Source organism: Staphylococcus sp. Marseille-Q5304, from assembly GCF_943737015.1.
Taxonomy (GTDB): Bacteria; Bacillota; Bacilli; order Staphylococcales; family Staphylococcaceae; genus Staphylococcus; species Staphylococcus hsinchuensis.
Genome location: NZ_CALSFP010000001.1, coordinates 674,838 through 692,637, shown reverse-complemented (window position 1 = coordinate 692,637; position 17,800 = coordinate 674,838). Strand labels below are relative to the sequence as shown.

Here is a 17,800-nt window from a genome sequence, read left to right as displayed (position 1 = left end):
GTGAAATGCAATTTTTGTTGATTTTCAATCAATCACATAATTGTCTAAATAATCAATCTTATAGCCGGATTTTAAAACAATTGTTTACGTGCACGAATTAAGAAGTTTGTACAATCGTATTCATAAATTAATTATTATAAAAAGTACGTAGACCAATAACTTCTCAAATCACAAACTCTTATAATTATAACGCAAAATCACTCAAAACTACACATAAATTGAAAATTGACGTGAATTCGTCAAAAAATATTATTTTATTTTACATTATTCTGAAACTTCCTTATAATTTTAACTACTTTAGATGAAGGTGGTTAAATTTTTATGAAAGATAAATACATATTATTAGCAAGTTGCTCTGATAGAGTTGGTATCACTTCTCTTATCACAGATCTTATGGCTGAATATCAATCTAATATTTTACATTTAGATCATTTTACAGAATATGATAATAATGAAGATTCAAATGGAAAACTCTATTTACGTTTTGAATTTGAAAAGGCTCCAGGTCTTAAAGAAGCATTGTCATCAGCTTTATCAGATAATCAAATTGAATACAGTATATTTGATGGTAATGAAAAAACTAAAATAGCATTATTTGTTTCAAAAGAAGATCATGCATTTAATGAGGTATTGTTAAGAGTACAACGTGGAGAATTTCCAGCAGAAATTGTTTGTGTTGTAAGTAACCATACAAATAACAAACATTTTGCAGATGCATTTAATATCCCTTTTTATCATATACCAGTCAATAAAGATTCAAAATCTGCTGCCGAATCTAAAATGATAGAAATTTGTAAAGAACACAATGTGGATTTAATTGTATTAGCTAAATATATGCAAATTCTGTCAGATGACTTCGTCAGTCACTATCCAAACCAAATCATAAATATTCATCATTCATTTTTACCATCGTTTATCGGCGCAAATCCGTATAAACAAGCATGGGATCGAGGCGTTAAAATCGTTGGTGCTACAGGTCATTACGTAACTTCAGATTTAGATGAAGGACCAATTATCGATCAAGATGTAACTAGAATTAACCATCGTTACAATGTAAAAGCATTACGTAAAAAAGGACGACATGTTGAATCAAGAGTGCTCGCAAATGCAGTAGAACTACATGTTCAACATAAAGTTATTGTCACAGAAGGTAATAAAACAATTGTCTTTTAATCATCAATTAAAATAGATATTTTGTTTATACAAAATAAGCGAGGTCAAGACGTTAAAAATGGATTTTGAGTCTTATCGAATTATGTATAAAAACTCAAATCTACTTCGTCTTAACCTCGTATTTATTTAATCTTTTGAAACTTGAATGAACGAATTAATAATGTACATCTAATTCTACTTCATCGTAATTATCTACTGCGTTAGATAAATATAGATGGGTTCTCAAAGTAATCTTGTTCGGTTTATTCTTTAATGAGTCAGAGTCAAATTGTACTGAAAAATCTTTTTCCAAAGATTCATTGGGCGGAATGTCATAAACATCTTCAATTTCATACGTAGAAATGATGTTATCTAATTGTTTAAAGTCACTTGTTTCATCAGTATTTTCTATCTTTTCAACTAATTCAATTTTAATTTTATGTATCGTTTCTTCCGTTTCACAACCTTCAATGAGAATTATTCCATCTAATCGTTCCCCTACTTGTATGTCTTTTTGCTTTACTTTAGTCTTAACGCTAACGTCGTTAACTCCAAAAGCGCTTAAAATATTTTCAAACATTATATCACCTCATAGTTCTGCTACCCCATTCAATTGACTTCAACCGTTATATTTAATATTAAACAACATATAATTTATCTTTAAAAATGATGTATCTCCATTTTATAGGTTTTCTTTTATAATTGATAGATCACTGTTATAATTTACTACTGACGAACATTATGAAAGGTTGTTTCCATGAAAAATAAATATTTATATTTTCTTTTACTATCCCCTATTTTTCTAGCAGGTTGTAACTATTCATCAGAAGAAAGTAAGAATGGCTTTTTCGGACAAACTTTTATAAAACCAATGGAAGGTTTATTACATTGGTTTGCAAGTATATTTAACAATAACTTTGGATTAGCCATCATCGCAATTGTACTTATTGTCCGTTTTATTATGCTACCATTTATGTTGGCACAAGCTAAAAATGGTCAAATGATGCGTAAAAAAATGGATATTGTTAAACCTGAAATGGATGAAGTTCAGGAAAAAGTAAAACGTGCAAGAACACAAGATGAAAAAATGGCAGCAAACCAAGAAATGATGGAAAAATATAAAGAATTTGATATGAACCCAATGAAAACTATGCTTGGGTGTTTACCATTACTTGTACAAATGCCTATTTTATTTGCACTCTATTCAATTTTAAAGTGGCCATCAGGAGATTTAAAATCACATTCACATTTCTTATGGTTTGATTTAACACAAACAGATATATTAATGACAATAATCGCAGGTCTACTCTATATTGTTCAACCACTTGTAAATTTAGAACAAATGCCGAAAGAACAAAAATCTATGGGTTATATGATGATGGTGATTTCACCAATTTTCATTATTTTTGTATCTCTTCAATCACCTTCAGCCTTAGCATTATATTGGGCTGTCAATGCGGCATTCCTTGTAACACAAACGTATATTGCTAATAAAATTTATTCAAAAGTTGCTACAGAAGAAGCTGAAAAATTACGTGCCAAAATTGATAACAAAAAGAAGAAAAACAAAGGCACAAGAAATAAAGGTAAAACAATTAGTACGAAAAAGAAATAACTTTAGCATACTTAAATAGATAAAAAACCCACTAATGTAAATACATTAGTGGGTTTTGTCATTTTTAGCTTATTTGAATAATACACCTAAAACTCTGAAGAATGATTCGATTAATTCTGGTAAGCTCGCTGTCATAATTGTCGCCCTCCTTTCTAAATGGTGATTTTTAATTATTTATAACTCAATTTAGTTAACTTGTTCACTTTTAACTAAATCTTCAGCAATTCCATGCCAAAAATCTCTTAATTCAGCAGTAGTTCTCGCTGTATCCGTAGAATCTTGTCCTACAAAGTCTACGTGGTCCCAATTATGTTTGATTGGAGTAACTTGCCAGATACCTTTTTGGATATCATCTGTAGCATCTGTATATGCTTGATTAAATGGATGTTGTCCAGAAATAGTAGAAACAAGTCCATCATTAACACGCCATTCAGGATCATCTGCTTTACCAATAACATTAGCTGTTAACGCATGTTGGAAAAATAAGTTGAGATCAGCTTTTTGACGATCGAATAAAGATTTATGTGTTGATTCACCAGTATACGTTTTATAAACGATATTTGGATTTAATGAAGTACGTTGATTAAGTTCATTCGCACCTTCACGTGTTAGGTCGTGTAACGCATTATCTGTTGTTTTCCAGATTCCACTTTGCTCAGCTCGTTGCATATATTCAATAAATGATTCACCTTCGCGTTGTTTAAGGCCCCATTGACTAAGACCGAAGTCTACATTAGAAGCTGAGGTACTTCCTAATTTAATATAATCATAAAGGACTTGTCTGATGAATGCTTCATTTCCTAATTCATCTGCAGCAAGTGTACCATTATGTGGTGTCGCTAAAGTCGTAATACTAGAAACCATATTATCGTGACCACCAGCGAGTAATGGTGAAATTTCGCCGCCATGTTCCTTCTGATATTCGATTTCTTCTTGACTACCATTTCTTAATAATTCTTCTAATTGACGTACAGTTTGTCCGCCCATACTATGCGCTACTAAGTGTACTTTTTGACCTGGTTGCCAATCTTTGTATACACCTTCATATGTTTTACCATAACGATCGTGTCCATATTTCGCAGCATGTGCAGCACCGTAATCAACCGTTCCACCTTTAATGTAGTAATATAATTCAATCGCACGATCATAGTTACTACCAAACGCACTTATACTTGCTTCATGTGTTTCATATCCATTACTTTCTAAATCTTCACGGATATTTAATTTATCTCCACCCCAATAGTGAGTCATGCCGATTGGGTTATTGTCATCTGTATAGCCGTTAAAGCCATGCACTAAAATGATTGGGTCTTCATTTTTATATTCACCTTGTTTTGCAGTTTTGCCAGGCTGAACGTCAGTTGCTTCTGCAGTTGTGTTCGATGATTGATCACGCGTTGTAGCTACTGCATTTTCTTTTAATGTGCTTAGCGCTTGATCTTGTTCTTTCTTATCATTGTTAACAGGTGAAGTCGTACTTGGTTGTTGATTTTCTAATTGATTTAGAGAGATAGGATTACTGTCGTTCGAAGCATTTTCACTTAAATTTGTGTTCGATTCTGTTAAGTTATTGTCTTTAACAGAATTTGTATTTTGGTCCTCTTTAGATGGTTGGACTTCTTCAGAGGTTGGAACCTCTTGTGTTGTGCTGTCTTCTTCTGTACTTTGTTCAGATGTCTTTGGCTCTTCTTCTGTTGCGTCATCTTCTTCTGTACTTTGTTCAGATGTCTTTGGCTCTTCTTGTGTTGCGGCATTTTCTACTGTGCTTTGTTCAGATGATTTTGGTTCTACTTGCGTTGTGTTATTTTCTTCTGTGCTTTGTTCAGATGATTTCGCTTCTTCTTGTGTTGTGTTATCTTCTTCTGTGTTTTGCTCAGATGTCTTTGGTTCTTCTTGTGCTGTGTTAGCCTTTTCTGGGTTTTGCTCAGATGATTTCGCTTCTTCTTGTGTTGTGCTAGTTTCTTCTGAATTTACATTTTGCTTTTGTTCTGATTGTGTTGCTTCATTATTAGAATTTGTCGCGGTATTAGAAGTGGGAGTGTCTTCTAATTGATTTGTTTTCGTTGAATTTTGTTGAGTGTTTTCATTTTCTGCAGTTTCGTTACTCGTAACTGACTTGGCTTTTTTATGTATCTGTTGCGTTTCGCCAGTTGGGTTTGCATCATTAGTTTCAGCAGCATCTGCATGACCCACACTAAAGAATAAAGTACCAATTAATATTGACGCTGCGCCCATACTATATTTACGTATACTGTATTTGTTTTGCCTTTTTTTCATAAAAAACACCTCTAATATTCATTTTTAATTGTAGTAAAAATTCCTTTATACAAATAAATTTAAAATTAAGCGGGGTAATAACTCGAAAAATTTACCGAATAGTTCTTTCATCTTACTTCCTCCTTTTATGTAAACGCTTTCACTCATAAAGATAAATTTAATTTGCAGGAAACATATTTTTACTTATAGCATTTCCTACAAATCAATCAATCACAATAATTTTGTAGTTAGGATTATAAACATTGTTCACCAATTTGTCAATATTTCAAAAACAATTAATATTTTTATTTAAAATATATATAAAAGAACCTACTTTTAAATAAAATAGGTTCTTTTTTCTTTTCTATTCAGGTTTCGCCTTTTGAGCATGTCTCATTGCTTTAACTTCCTCAGGAGTTGTTCTATTTTGAATTGCCTCTTTTTTTGTTTCTTCATCTCCACAAACTACATAATCTAGTTTATTTTTTAGTGCATCGTAACCCTGTTTGGCTACTTGAACTTTATCATTTTTATTTTTCTCGTCACCAAAAAATGTGTTATCCATTCCTGCATTGTGATGGAAATCTGTGTTAGTCGCACCTGGAAGCATGGCAGTTACATTTACGTTTTTCTCTTTTAACTCTACTCGTAATGCTTCAGAAAACATAAAACCGAATGCTTTAGATGGTCCATATACTGTTTCATAAGGTGTGGGTAGAGTAGCAGATAATGATGAAACGATTAAAATATCTCCTGATTTATTTTCTACCATATGCTTAGCTACACGCTTAGCCATATGAACTGTGCCCGAAATGTTGATATCAATTAAACGTAGTTCATCTTCCAACTTATTTTCCAAGAAGGCGCCTCCTAAACTGATACCAACATTGAGTACAGCCGCATCGACTTTTCTACCTTTCGATTCAACAAATTTCCAAAAATTTTCCACCCCTTCATAAGTAGAAGCATCAGCCTTATATGGATATGTTTTCACACCAAGTTTTTCTATTTCTTTAGCAGAATGATAAATTCTTTCACTCGAACCTGACATTGCTATATCATAATTATCTTCTGCAAATAGTTTAGCCAATTCAAAACCTAAACCTGAACTTGAACCCGTTATTAACACTAATTTTTTATTTATCATCATATACATCCTTTCTGAAATTTGTATTATTAATATACAGCTTAAAGTCTACTTTATAGCAAGGATTTTATTTATTTATATTTGAAATGTTCTTTCTTGATAGAGCTTGTCCTTTAAAGGTTGGTTTTATGTTGATAAAAATATTTAATTTATACTTGAAGACAAACTATTCCAAAGTGTAATTTTACTACAAAATATTCGTTTACATTTCTATTAACTATCAACCCATAAACATACGGATGGCACCACACTCAAAACATAATTATTTATTATTTCACGTTCCATATCATTTCCTAACTATTTTATGAAAAATATAATCATCATCGAATTATCAAGTAAAGTAGTATTAAATATAATACCAAAATTATCAAATTAGTAATAATACTTAGTTACAGAATATGAAAATAAATGAATATCATATATTTACACTTATCTATAATTTTAATCACCTTCTGTTAAAATTCTAGTCAACAAAAGCGAATATTGGTAATCTTATTATAAGATTTTTAACTTTTGTGAATTTTGAATACGAGGATGGTTTTTTTATGCAATATACAATAAAAGAAGTTTCAGAAAAAATGAATCTCCCCGCACACACAATTAGATATTACGAAAATGAAGGTTTACTCCCTTTTTTGAAACGTGATGAAAATGGCTATAGAATTTTTGACGATAGTGACTTAGGTTGGTTAGAGTTTATTTCATGTTTAAAAATTACAGGTATGTCTTTAGAAGATTTACGTAAAATAATTTTGTTAACGTATAATGAAAGTGAGGATTTTGATTCAAGAAGAAAAATTTTGCTTGAACATAGAGAAAAATTAAAAATTCAACAAGAAAATTTGAACAGAGCATTTAATAAAGTTGAAGTGAAACTAGAATATTTTAATCAGTTAGAAAAGCAATATAAAAATGACAAATTCAATAATTAATATTGCATATAAAATAATTGTTAAATATAAAATATACCGATGATTTCTATAAAGAGGTCCATAGAAAACATCGATATATTTAACTCTACTATTTATCACTTAATAATTATTTTTATACTTATGCGCTATTTTTAGTTGCAAGTTTCTTCTCTTCACTATTTGATACAATGAGTGCGCAAGCTGCGTCACCAGTAATATTTACTGAAGTTCGGGTCATATCTAGCAGTCTATCTATGCCCAATATGATACCTATAGCAGCTGGATTTAAACCTACAGCATTAAGTACCATCGCCAACATGATTAACCCAACACCAGGCACACCTGCTGTTCCTATTGAAGCGACAACAGCTACGATTACAACAGTAATTAATTGTCCCAATGATAGCTGAACTCCAGAAATTTGGGCAATAAATATGGTTGCTACACCTTGCATAATCGCTGTACCATCCATGTTTATCGTGGCACCTAAAGGTTGAACAAATGAGGCAATTTCAGGTCGAACCCCCATCTTTTTGGTGCATTCCATCGACACAGGTAACGCAGCATTTGAACTTGAAGCACTGAACCCTACTGTAATAGCAGGTATAAATGCTTTAAAGAACTTCATTGGACTATAATGGCCTAACAATTTGACTGCTGTACCATATACCACAAAGAAATGTACAAATAACGCAAGTAACACAACAAAGAAATACATTCCTAATTGCTGTATAGCTCCGAATCCGGCACCTGTAAAAGCATGTGCGACTAAACCAAATGTTCCTATTGGTGCAAACACATTCATAATCATTGTAATGATGTACATCAGGACCTCATTTGTTTGTTCGAAAAATTTATGAACGATTTGTGCTTTAGACCCAACCATAATAATTCCAATCCCTATGAAAATAGCGAAAGTAATAATTTGCAGCATATTTTCATCCGTCATAGCTTTTACAGGGTTTTTAGGGAATAAATCTATTAATGTTTGGTCAAAAGTTTGGTTTGTAGCTTCTCCTCCACTATCTTTTTTCAATGTTTGTTCATACTTATCGACATCTTTACTCTTCAATAAATCTGATTTCCCTTGTCCAGGTTGAAATAACATCGCTAATAGTAAACCGATAGTAATCGCAAGCGCTGTTGTAGTTAAAAAGAATGTAATTGTTTTTAATCCTATACCTCCCAATAATTTAGGATCACCAACTCCTATTACACCTAATACAATTGATACAAAAACAATAGGCACCACTAACATAAAGATCAAATTCAAAAATATTTGACCTATCACATTAAACACATATTTATCCAAGCCCCCAATAAAACCATTTTGGATAAACAAGTTACAAATAGATCCCACAACTATCCCTAATATAAGTGCGATAACTATTCTTAACGAAAGATGCTTTGTTTTCATAACAACACCCCCCCTATGTTTTATTAAATATAATTATATAACACAATTTGTTATTTTACACTATAATTTTCAGAAAATTTAAAAAACAGCTATGTATTTATTAGATACATAGCTGTGAATTATATTAATTTATTTTCCATTGCGTAAATCGCTGCTTGTGTACGATCTGTTACTTGAAGTTTTGCAAATATATGGCTGACATGCGTTTTTACCGTTTTTTCTGAAACAAATAAAGCTGAAGCGATTTCTTTGTTAGTTTTCCCTTTAACCATTTCTGCAAGTACTTCCGTTTCACGTTTAGATAATTTATTTGTAACATGTGGTTTCTTACTTATTGAATCAATTACACTTTGTGCTTGTGGATGTATGATTTTGTTGCCTGACACCACTTCTTTGATGGTCTGTATTAACTGTTCAGGTTGCACATCTTTCATTTCGTAGCCATCTGCTCCTTTATCAATCGCTGAAATCACATGTTCATCATCGACATAACTCGTCAGTACGAGAATTTTTATGTCGGGGTACTTTTTTTTCAAAATTTCAGTGACCTCAATACCATTCATTCCAGGCATAACTAAATCTAAAAGTACGATATCAGGATGTGGCTGCGTTTCTAAATATTTTAAAAATGATTCACCATCTGAAAATCCATCAATCACTTCTAAATCATCCACAGTAGAAAGCAAAAATTCTAAACCTTGTCTTACGATATGGTGATCATCTACTAATAAAATCCGATACATGTTTAACTTCCTTCCTATTACTTTAATGGTATATCTAGATGAATGTGGGTACCTTGATCAGGCGCTGTATCAATAGTTATTTTCCCATGAATGACTTTCACACGTTGTTTCATATTATTTAAGCCGTGCGATTGTAAGTCAACTTGATCTTCTTTAAAACCTGTCCCCTCATCTTCAATATCCACGAGTAAACGATGTTGTTGTTGATTAAGTTTTAGCAGTATAGTCGATGTGTGACTATGTTTTTTTGTATTATTCATCGCTTCTTGAATAATGCGATAAATGTTTTCTTCGATAATGTTAGGTAAATCTATAAGCCCTTCCACTTGAACATTTATTTCTAAATTGAGTAACGCACTATATTTGTTTACAGCTTGCACTAAACCATGTTCTAAACCAACTGGTTTCAATTGCCAAATTAAAGCACGCATTTCACTGACAGCTTGTTGACTTGTTTCTTCTATAACATGAAATGCTTTTTTAGAAACATCTTCTTGTGTCATTCCTAATGCTGCATGTGCTGTCAATTTAACTGAAAATAACATTTGGTTAACAGAATCATGTAAATCTCTCGCTAATCGATTACGCTCACTAATACGTGCAGCTTCTTTTTCCTGATCTGTGAGCAAGATACGTTTAATCGCTGAACCGATTTGAAATGCTACCGATTCTAATAATTCTAGATTTTCCTCACTATAATGTGTAGTATGTGGCGCCGCGACATTCAGTAAACCATATTGTTCGTCTCCGGATTTTAAAGGCACTGTCGCATGATGTGTTACGCCATCTGTTTCTTCATGATATGCTTGATTAGCCAGATTGATGCGCGAACAGTTTATAATATTAGAGGCTTTCGTTAACTTTTTATTTTGATATGCTTGTACACACCAACATGAACCTTCACACATGTATTTGCTATTTTGCTTTGTTAAGGCACCTGGTAAGGAAACGTCTGAAACGACTTCATGTTCGCCCGCTTCATCGATAAAAAAGATCCAACCTGTGGTAAAATCACTCCCCTTTATTAATGACTCCAAGGCACCTTGTAACATGCTATACGTTTCGGTTTCTTCATTTAAAAATTCAGCAATATCTTTTAATAATGCTAAGCGTGTTGGTTTTTGCATTTAACCAGTCCAATCTGTCTAGTAAATTCATTATAATTATACAATCTAATCCTTTATTTTAAAAACACTCTAATTCTATATTCATTAATATTTGAATTGGAATTGAAGATATTTTTAAAATCGTATATATGGTATGATATGAATGTAAAATTCAAGGAGGATACTATGAAATTTGAAATCCCAGAACAATATAATCAACTTACGTTGAGAAAAATTTTCCAACAACTTCAATTACCTAAAAAAGATTTACATCAGTTGAATATGTCTAAAGAAATTACAATTAACGATGCGCCAGCAAAGCTAATGTCTTCAGTAAACACTGGTGATTCAGTTTATATACCAACACCTGAGGAAGAAAGTAATTACGTGCCAAGTTATCGTTATGCAAAGATATATTATGAAGATGAGCATTTAGCGATTGTCTTAAAACCTAAAGGTGTAAAAACACATCCAAATGATTTAAAAGAAAGCAATACTTTAATGAATCATCTCATCTATACAATGGATAGTAAATATGTAGAACCGATTCATCGATTAGACCAAGAAACTGTTGGATTACTGATCGTTGCAAAAAATCCATTAATGAAGAAAATATTAGATAGAATGTTAGAAAATAATCAAATCGCCCGTATCTATAAAGCGCATGTACATAGCCTTTTACCTATCAAGGCTCAAACTATTGATAAACCAATTGGTAAAGATAAATTTCATTCCAACCGTCGAAGAGTTTCTGAAACTGGCCAAACAGCCATCACGCATATTCTAGATTCCAAGATGATTAAAGAAGGCGTATGCGAATTAGATTTAAAACTTGATACAGGTAGAACGCATCAAATCCGTGTACATTTAGCTGAAATTGGACATCCGGTCATCGGTGACCCACTTTATGGTGATTCAACTTTAAGAAAGCTACAACTAAATAGTTATAAAATAGAATTTATTCATCCTTTAACAAAACAAGAAATTTCCGTCAGTTTAGATGATGAAAAATAACAAAACACTTTCGAACTACACATCAAATACGATGTAGTAGTCGAAAGTGTTTTTTAATTTATATAACGAATAAAATAAAGAAACTATTATTTTGGTTCTACCATATTTTCAGGTTTAATCCACTCATCGAATTGTTCTTCAGTTAAATAACCTGATTGAATAGCTGATTCTTTTAATGTTAAACCTTCGCGATGTGCTTTTTTCGCAATACTTGCTGCTTTTTCGTAACCGATGTGAGGGTTTAAAGCAGTTACTAACATTAATGATTGATTTAAGTAGTTATCAATATTTTCATCAATTGGTTCAATACCAACAGCACAATTATCGTTAAATGTTTGCATACCGTCAGCTAATAAGTAGATAGACTGTAACGTATTGTGCAAAATAACTGGTTTATAAACGTTTAATTCAAAGTTACCTTGTGAACTTGCGATACCAACTGCTGAATCGTTACCCATAACTTGAACAGCTACCATTGTAAGCATTTCACATTGCGTTGGATTAACTTTACCAGGCATGATAGATGAACCTGGTTCATTTTCAGGGATTGAAATTTCCGCAAGACCCGCTCTTGGTCCTGAAGCTAACCATCTTACATCGTTAGCAATCTTCATTAAGTCTCCAGCTAATGCCTTTAATGTACCATGTAATTGAACAACTTCGTCATGCGCAGTAAGTGCGTGGAATTTATTTTCAGATGATACGAAAGGATATCCTGTATTCTCAGCAATAAATTTAGCAACTTTGTCACCAAACTCAGGATGTGCATTGATTCCAGTACCTACTGCAGTACCACCAATAGCTAAGTTTAAGATATGCGCTTTAGATTCTTTTAATAATGTTTCACATTTATCTAACATATAACGCCAACCACTGATTTCTTGTCCTAAACGGATTGGTGTTGCATCTTGTAAGTGCGTACGTCCAATTTTAATGATTTCGTGGAATTTCTTTTCTTTTTCTTCAAAAGTGTCACGTAATGACTTTAATGCTGGTTCTAATTTAGATTCCACTTCGTTATATAAAGCTACGTGCATCGCTGTTGGGAAAGTATCATTAGAGCTTTGTGATTTATTCACGTCATCATTCGGGTGAATAGATTCGTCGCTACCTTTACTCTCTAAATATTCATTTGCAACGTAACTTACAACTTCGTTAACATTCATATTACTTTGTGTACCACTACCAGTTTGCCAAACAACTAATGGGAAATGTTCATCTAATTCACCATTTAAAACTTTATCACATGCATAAACAATTGCATCTTTTTTAGCATCTGATAATTTACCGAGCTCATGGTTAGCTAAAGCTGCACCTCTTTTTAATTGAGCAAAGCCATATACTACTTCTAATGGCATTTGTTCTTTACCTACTGGGAAATTTCTTTTACTTCTTTCAGTTTGAGCACCCCAATATTTATCTGCAGGTACTTCAATTTCACCAAAAGTATCATGTTCAATTCTTACTGACATATATAATTCTCCCCTTCATTAACTTAAGTTTACACTTAGTATATCATTAACTATTTTAAAGGGGCAATTGTAATATGTAGCGTTTTCATAATCATCGTAATTTAATTTTTACTATAAAAAAATTGAGTCTGAGGCAAAAATAGATGTCTCAGACTCTTTATCAATTAGGTAGGAATTCGAAAGCCCTATTAGAACGTTCAATTTCTCCTAATTATTTTCTATCTTTTGTTATCGTCACCCCATCAAATTGGGCTTTTGCAGCTTGAATGATGCCAATAGCGGTTAAAATTAATAAGATTGCACCAATCACCATTAGAACGGGACTAATCGTAATTAAGAAACCTAATATACCCGTTAAACTTTCATAGAAACCATTTAATGGTTTAAATAGTAACACTGTCACAAACATACAACATAATACACTTATAATGACACCTGTGCGATTACTTTTTACAAATGTAGAGGCGTTCACTTGATCAACGAGACCTTGTGATAAATTAATCTGCATTTGTATGACTTTAAATAGTATCGGGAGATAGATTGCACCTATTGCCATTGGAAATCCTTTTATAGAAATTAAATTAACAATAAATGCTGCTATCATCGTATACTTCCAATAATTTTTAAGCATTTATAATAAATCTCCTTAATATAAATAATATTATCATCATAACATATTCAAATTTCTTGATGATATGTTTTATTGTTACAAGCATAAAAAAGACCTCATGATGAATTACTAACTCATCATGAAGCCTCATTTAAGAAATCATAAATCCGAACGTACTTCTGAATCATGCGTTTTATTTAATTTGTCTTCATCATTTTCTTCAGAAATTTGTTCCATTTCTTTGCCAAGTTCTACAACATCATCGTAACCGTCTACCATTTCATTTTCAGTATCAGTATGTTGATGTTCATTGTGCTTGTCAGTAGTCATATTAACACCTCACAATTTTTACTTATGCAAAGCGTGCTGTGAAATATTGTTTAACGTCTTCAGGTAAGCCTTCTGCAGCTGCTTTATCAAGCACTACGTTAACCATACGGTGTGCTTTTAAATCTGATGGTTCAAAGCTTGATTGACCGTTTTCTTCATATAATTTATGCACAACTTCTTTTTTGTCATGACCAGTAACGACTAAGATTACTTCACGAGCTGAGAATAAACCTTGCTTAACACTAATATCTAATTTACCATGTGAATCCATTGAAAGTACTTGTGTAATTAATTTACCTTTATTTTCTTTTGTTTTCATTTTGTCTTTGATAAATGATTCAGTATCTTCACCGAATGAAACGTTATAAACTTGGCTTTCAGGTACGCCTAATGCAGAAAAATATGATTTTTTATCATCATAATCTAAAATGTTTACTTGACTGAAATCAACTGCATGTCTATCAACATTTTTCTTTAATTCATCTAATACAGGTGCACTTTCTTTTGCAAGGTGGAAACCTGCGATTGTTGTTGGATTGTTATTAAATTGTTTTCTTAAAATGTCTGCAGTATATACAGCTACGTCATGTTCATTTTCTAAAACTTTAAAATTCATTGCCATATCGATTTACACTCCTCTTATTCTTTTAAGACACGTTATAGTATTATTTTTATACATACCCGTATCATTGTATAAGTAAACTAATTAGAGTCAATTACTCAAGTCTACGAATTAGCCATTTAAACTACTTACTTTCATTATACAAATTTAAACTAAATATTTCATTTATTTATTAACTTTTATTTCAAACTTGGAAAATCTTGCTGTCTTAAAACTTCATATATAATTAAAGATGCAGTATTTGATAAGTTCAGAGATCTAATATTATCATTCATTGGAATACGTAACGCAGTATTATTATAAGCGTCTTTAACCCAATCAGGTAACCCTGTCGTTTCTCTTCCAAAAATAAAATAATGATCTTGTTCCACATCAGAAAAGTCAAAATCTGAATAAATATGATCGCCAAATTTTGTGATCAAATAATAAGCTCCTTCAGTATCTTCAAAGAACGCTTCTATACTTTCATGATAAGTGATATTTACAGTATCCCAATAGTCTAATCCTGCACGTTTTAACATCTTATCATCTGTGCTAAAGCCTAATGGTTTAATTAGATGTAGGTTTGTATCAGTACCTGCACAAGTACGCGCAATTGTTCCGGTGTTACCAGGGATTTCTGGTTGAAATAATACAATATGATTTGTCATTTTTGTTATTCGCTCCTCATTTCAAGCCCTTTAATCATTTCTTGTTGGACTTCTTCTAACTCTTTATCATAATGTTGATTAATAAAAGGTCTGGCTGTTTCTCCTTGTATTTGCCCAATCGCCCAATATGCTGTGCCTCTAATCATCGGGCGTGGGTCATTGATTGCCACATCTTGTAAATCCGGGATTGCTGATTCTTCATTAAAGTGTGCTAATGCGATTATAGCATTACGCTGTATAGGTTTCTTTCCACGCCATGCACCTGCTAGATGTCCATACGTATTTTTAAACTCTTTGTTACTCATTTTCAATAATGGGACAAGTCTTGGTTTCAAGATCTCAGGTTCTAATACGATATCATCATGTTGTGTATTGATGCCTTTATTTCTAGGACAAACTTGTTGGCACGTGTCGCAGCCGTAAAGTCTATTACCAATTTTATAACGGTATTCATCTTGCAAATAGCCTTTTGTCTGGGTTAAGAAACTGATACACTTTTGACTATTTAATTGACCATCACCTACAAGTGCGCCTGTTGGACAACGATCAACACAAATCGTACAATCACCACAACTATCAAGTAGTGGGTCATCTGGCTCGAACGGGATGCTAACTAACATTTCTCCGAGGTAGGTCCATGTACCTAAATCTGGATTTATGACAAATCCATTTCTACCTACATATCCGAGCCCAGCTCTTTCTGCAACTGCTCTATCTGACAGTACGCCAGTATCTACCATCGACTGTATCTCTACATCAGGCACTCGTGATTGGAGATACTCTGCTAATTTATCCAATCTTTTTCGCATAATCGTATGATAATCTTGACCCCATGAAGCACGTGCAAACATACCTCTACGGTCTCCTCGTTTACTTCGTGGGGCACCCTTTAATTTATTTGGATAACCGACTGCAATTGCAATAATCGACCGAGCAGTTGGCAATGATAATTTAGGCTCTGTACGCAAATTTATGTCTGACTCTTCAAAACCAGAAGCATAACCTTTTTCATGATAATCAACGAGCTTTTGTTTCATCTCATCAAAAGGGTCTGCCGTTGTAAAACCAATACTATCTATACCAATTGAGTGAGCATAGTTAATTACATCTTGCTTTAATTGTTTAATATCCACTAATTTACACCCCATATTAAAAAACATACACGTGACATTTTAACACATTATTTTAAATAAAAGCATTGAGAATTTACTATTTTAAACTTGTACCTCACTCTCACTATCTATTTCTATTCTAAAATTACTCCTATATTGTTAATGATTTTTAAAGGAAATGTGAAAACTCGTAAACGTAAAAGTTGCTTATATTATTAAAAAACCAGTTTACAAGATTACTTGCAAACTGGATCTTAATTAAATAAATTTATTGATTTGTAATTTCAAATTTGTATATTTCATCTGAATATCGAGGTAATATCTTTTTACATAATTGATGCACAAGATATCCTGAAGTAAATGGAATAACTAAGTAGCCTATAACTAAAAGTATAATATTCATTGTTGGGTCTCCATCCATACGGTTAAATGCATTAATAGGACCAACGAGACCTGTATAACCAAATCCTGCAGACATTGGCGTGCCTTTAATATCGATAAAGTAAGCAACGAGTCCACATATAATACCATTAATAGCTAGCGGTACAGCGATAATCAAATGCTTAAAGTAAACTGGAATCATCATTTTAGCTGCACCTATCAATAACACGATATTCACGCCAGCACCATTAATGCGAAGTGAACCAAATAAGAACGTTACACAAGCAGCTACAATACCCATATTTGCCGCGCCACTTCCTAAACCAGACAAACTAATTGCAGTTGCAATAGCCACTACTGATATAGGTGTAACCATCAATAATGCATAGGTTACGCATATTAATACAGACATTAACAACGGATTGAGCTCTGTGAATGTATTTACCATATTACCTAAAGCTTTTGTTATGTGAGAAACATATTTCAAAGTAAAAATACCTATGATTCCACTTAGTACTGGTATTAAAACAGGTAAAATAATCATTTCTAATGAACCGAGCTTATTTTGTAATAACATATAGAAGAAACAAGCAATAATAACAACAATAATCGTATTAATTATATCTCCTATACCTTTCAACATAAAGCCACCTTCAGAAATAACAACAGCACCACTGCCTAACATGGCAGAAACTCCAGTCATAGCAGCACCTGGGCCATTAAATTTAAATTGATGTGCCGCTAAAACTCCAATAATAAAAGCCATAAATGATTGAATGAGTACTACAAATTGATAAATATTTTCCAATAAAAGGTTACCAGTTTTAAAGAACTTTAATAATTCCCCAAGTAGCGCATTAGGTAACAAAGCAATAACTACCCCTGCTCCAACCGCTTGTAAAATATTACTGAAAAATTGTTTGCCTGTCATTGAGGCATTTTTACTTGTCGACATGCTTTTGACCTCCGTATTAAAACATTAGACTAATAATATTATAAATTAACAAAAACTACAATATAAATTTTGATTAAATATAGAAATAGTTTCAGAAAAATAAACATCGTACGACTTATCATTCTCAAATAAATTTGAGATAATCTTCACAACTTGAAAATAATCGTATTGCTATCGTAAATCAGTAGAATAATTGTTTAATTTTAGAATTAGGTGTAGGCTTAAAAAAATTAAAAATAAATCCAATTTATATAAATATGACATTTAAATTGGATTAATCAAAATAAGGCTTAAGTATGATGTTTGT

The 17,800-nt window shown here is 32.3% G+C and carries 17 protein-coding genes; 4 read left to right on the top strand and 13 right to left on the bottom strand.

What is annotated here, in order from left to right; translation table 11 throughout:
* Positions 1-321 precede the first annotated feature (321 nt).
* The gene (gene purU / locus NGI30_RS03535; protein WP_251519599.1) at positions 322-1,173 is read left to right on the top strand and encodes a formyltetrahydrofolate deformylase; all 852 of its coding nucleotides are present in this window, start codon (positions 322-324) and stop codon (positions 1,171-1,173) included.
* 154 nt (positions 1,174-1,327) lie between these two features.
* On the opposite strand, the gene NGI30_RS03530 is transcribed toward purU, so the two are convergent.
* Entirely contained in the window at positions 1,328-1,732 is a 405-nt protein-coding gene (locus NGI30_RS03530; protein ID WP_251942727.1) for a sporulation protein, read from the bottom strand.
* A 177-nt stretch (positions 1,733-1,909) separates the two neighbouring features.
* On the opposite strand from NGI30_RS03530, the gene yidC reads away from it, so the two are divergent.
* Positions 1,910-2,767 (top strand): membrane protein insertase YidC, encoded by an 858-nt coding sequence (yidC, locus tag NGI30_RS03525; RefSeq protein ID WP_251519589.1) that lies wholly within the window; start codon positions 1,910-1,912, stop codon positions 2,765-2,767.
* Between the two features lie 186 nt (positions 2,768-2,953).
* On the opposite strand, the gene lip is transcribed toward yidC, so the two are convergent.
* Together lip and NGI30_RS03515 are read right to left on the bottom strand one after the other, a co-directional pair.
* Positions 2,954-5,044, bottom strand: a complete 2,091-nt coding sequence (gene lip, locus NGI30_RS03520) for a YSIRK-targeted triacylglycerol lipase (RefSeq protein ID WP_251942725.1) — start codon at positions 5,042-5,044, stop codon at positions 2,954-2,956.
* A gap of 343 nt (positions 5,045-5,387) precedes the next feature.
* A complete protein-coding gene (locus tag NGI30_RS03515; protein ID WP_251519572.1) occupies positions 5,388-6,170 on the bottom strand; it encodes an SDR family NAD(P)-dependent oxidoreductase in 783 nt (260 codons plus the stop codon).
* A 545-nt stretch (positions 6,171-6,715) separates the two neighbouring features.
* Here NGI30_RS03515 and NGI30_RS03510 point away from each other — a divergent pair.
* Positions 6,716-7,102: a MerR family transcriptional regulator gene (locus NGI30_RS03510; RefSeq protein ID WP_251519569.1), complete on the top strand. Its 387-nt coding sequence runs from the start codon at positions 6,716-6,718 to the stop codon at positions 7,100-7,102.
* 118 nt (positions 7,103-7,220) lie between these two features.
* Here NGI30_RS03510 and NGI30_RS03505 read toward each other — a convergent pair whose 3' ends face one another.
* From NGI30_RS03505 to NGI30_RS03495, 3 genes are all read right to left on the bottom strand, one after another.
* The gene (locus NGI30_RS03505) at positions 7,221-8,498 is read right to left on the bottom strand and encodes a dicarboxylate/amino acid:cation symporter (RefSeq protein ID WP_251519567.1); all 1,278 of its coding nucleotides are present in this window, start codon (positions 8,496-8,498) and stop codon (positions 7,221-7,223) included.
* A gap of 119 nt (positions 8,499-8,617) precedes the next feature.
* Complete coding sequence (locus NGI30_RS03500; protein WP_251942723.1) at positions 8,618-9,241, bottom strand: response regulator; 624 nt, start codon at positions 9,239-9,241, stop codon at positions 8,618-8,620.
* 17 nt (positions 9,242-9,258) lie between these two features.
* Complete coding sequence (locus tag NGI30_RS03495; protein ID WP_251519563.1) at positions 9,259-10,368, bottom strand: GAF domain-containing sensor histidine kinase; 1,110 nt, start codon at positions 10,366-10,368, stop codon at positions 9,259-9,261.
* Between the two features lie 165 nt (positions 10,369-10,533).
* Between NGI30_RS03495 and NGI30_RS03490 the strand changes: the two genes are divergently transcribed.
* Positions 10,534-11,361: an RluA family pseudouridine synthase gene (locus NGI30_RS03490; RefSeq protein ID WP_251519561.1), complete on the top strand. Its 828-nt coding sequence runs from the start codon at positions 10,534-10,536 to the stop codon at positions 11,359-11,361.
* Between the two features lie 86 nt (positions 11,362-11,447).
* Here the strand turns inward: NGI30_RS03490 and fumC are convergent, their stop codons facing one another.
* The 7 genes from fumC to NGI30_RS03455 all read right to left on the bottom strand — a co-directional run bounded on the left by fumC (position 11,448) and on the right by NGI30_RS03455 (position 17,493).
* Complete coding sequence (gene fumC / locus NGI30_RS03485; protein WP_251519559.1) at positions 11,448-12,833, bottom strand: class II fumarate hydratase; 1,386 nt, start codon at positions 12,831-12,833, stop codon at positions 11,448-11,450.
* Positions 12,834-13,044: 211 nt separating this feature from the next.
* Entirely contained in the window at positions 13,045-13,464 is a 420-nt protein-coding gene (locus NGI30_RS03480; protein ID WP_251519557.1) for a hypothetical protein, read from the bottom strand.
* Positions 13,465-13,602: 138 nt separating this feature from the next.
* Positions 13,603-13,773, bottom strand: a complete 171-nt coding sequence (locus NGI30_RS03475; protein WP_251519555.1) for an SAS053 family DNA gyrase inhibitor — start codon at positions 13,771-13,773, stop codon at positions 13,603-13,605.
* Between the two features lie 22 nt (positions 13,774-13,795).
* Complete coding sequence (locus NGI30_RS03470; RefSeq protein ID WP_251942722.1) at positions 13,796-14,395, bottom strand: 6-phosphogluconolactonase; 600 nt, start codon at positions 14,393-14,395, stop codon at positions 13,796-13,798.
* A 179-nt stretch (positions 14,396-14,574) separates the two neighbouring features.
* Positions 14,575-15,045, bottom strand: a complete 471-nt coding sequence (gene trmL, locus NGI30_RS03465; RefSeq protein ID WP_251519545.1) for a tRNA (uridine(34)/cytosine(34)/5-carboxymethylaminomethyluridine(34)-2'-O)-methyltransferase TrmL — start codon at positions 15,043-15,045, stop codon at positions 14,575-14,577.
* A gap of 5 nt (positions 15,046-15,050) precedes the next feature.
* Entirely contained in the window at positions 15,051-16,178 is a 1,128-nt protein-coding gene (queG, locus tag NGI30_RS03460) for a tRNA epoxyqueuosine(34) reductase QueG (protein ID WP_251942720.1), read from the bottom strand.
* Positions 16,179-16,425: 247 nt separating this feature from the next.
* Positions 16,426-17,493, bottom strand: coding sequence for a PTS sugar transporter subunit IIC (locus NGI30_RS03455; RefSeq protein ID WP_251942718.1), 1,068 nt, complete (start codon positions 17,491-17,493; stop codon positions 16,426-16,428).
* Positions 17,494-17,800 lie beyond the last annotated feature (307 nt).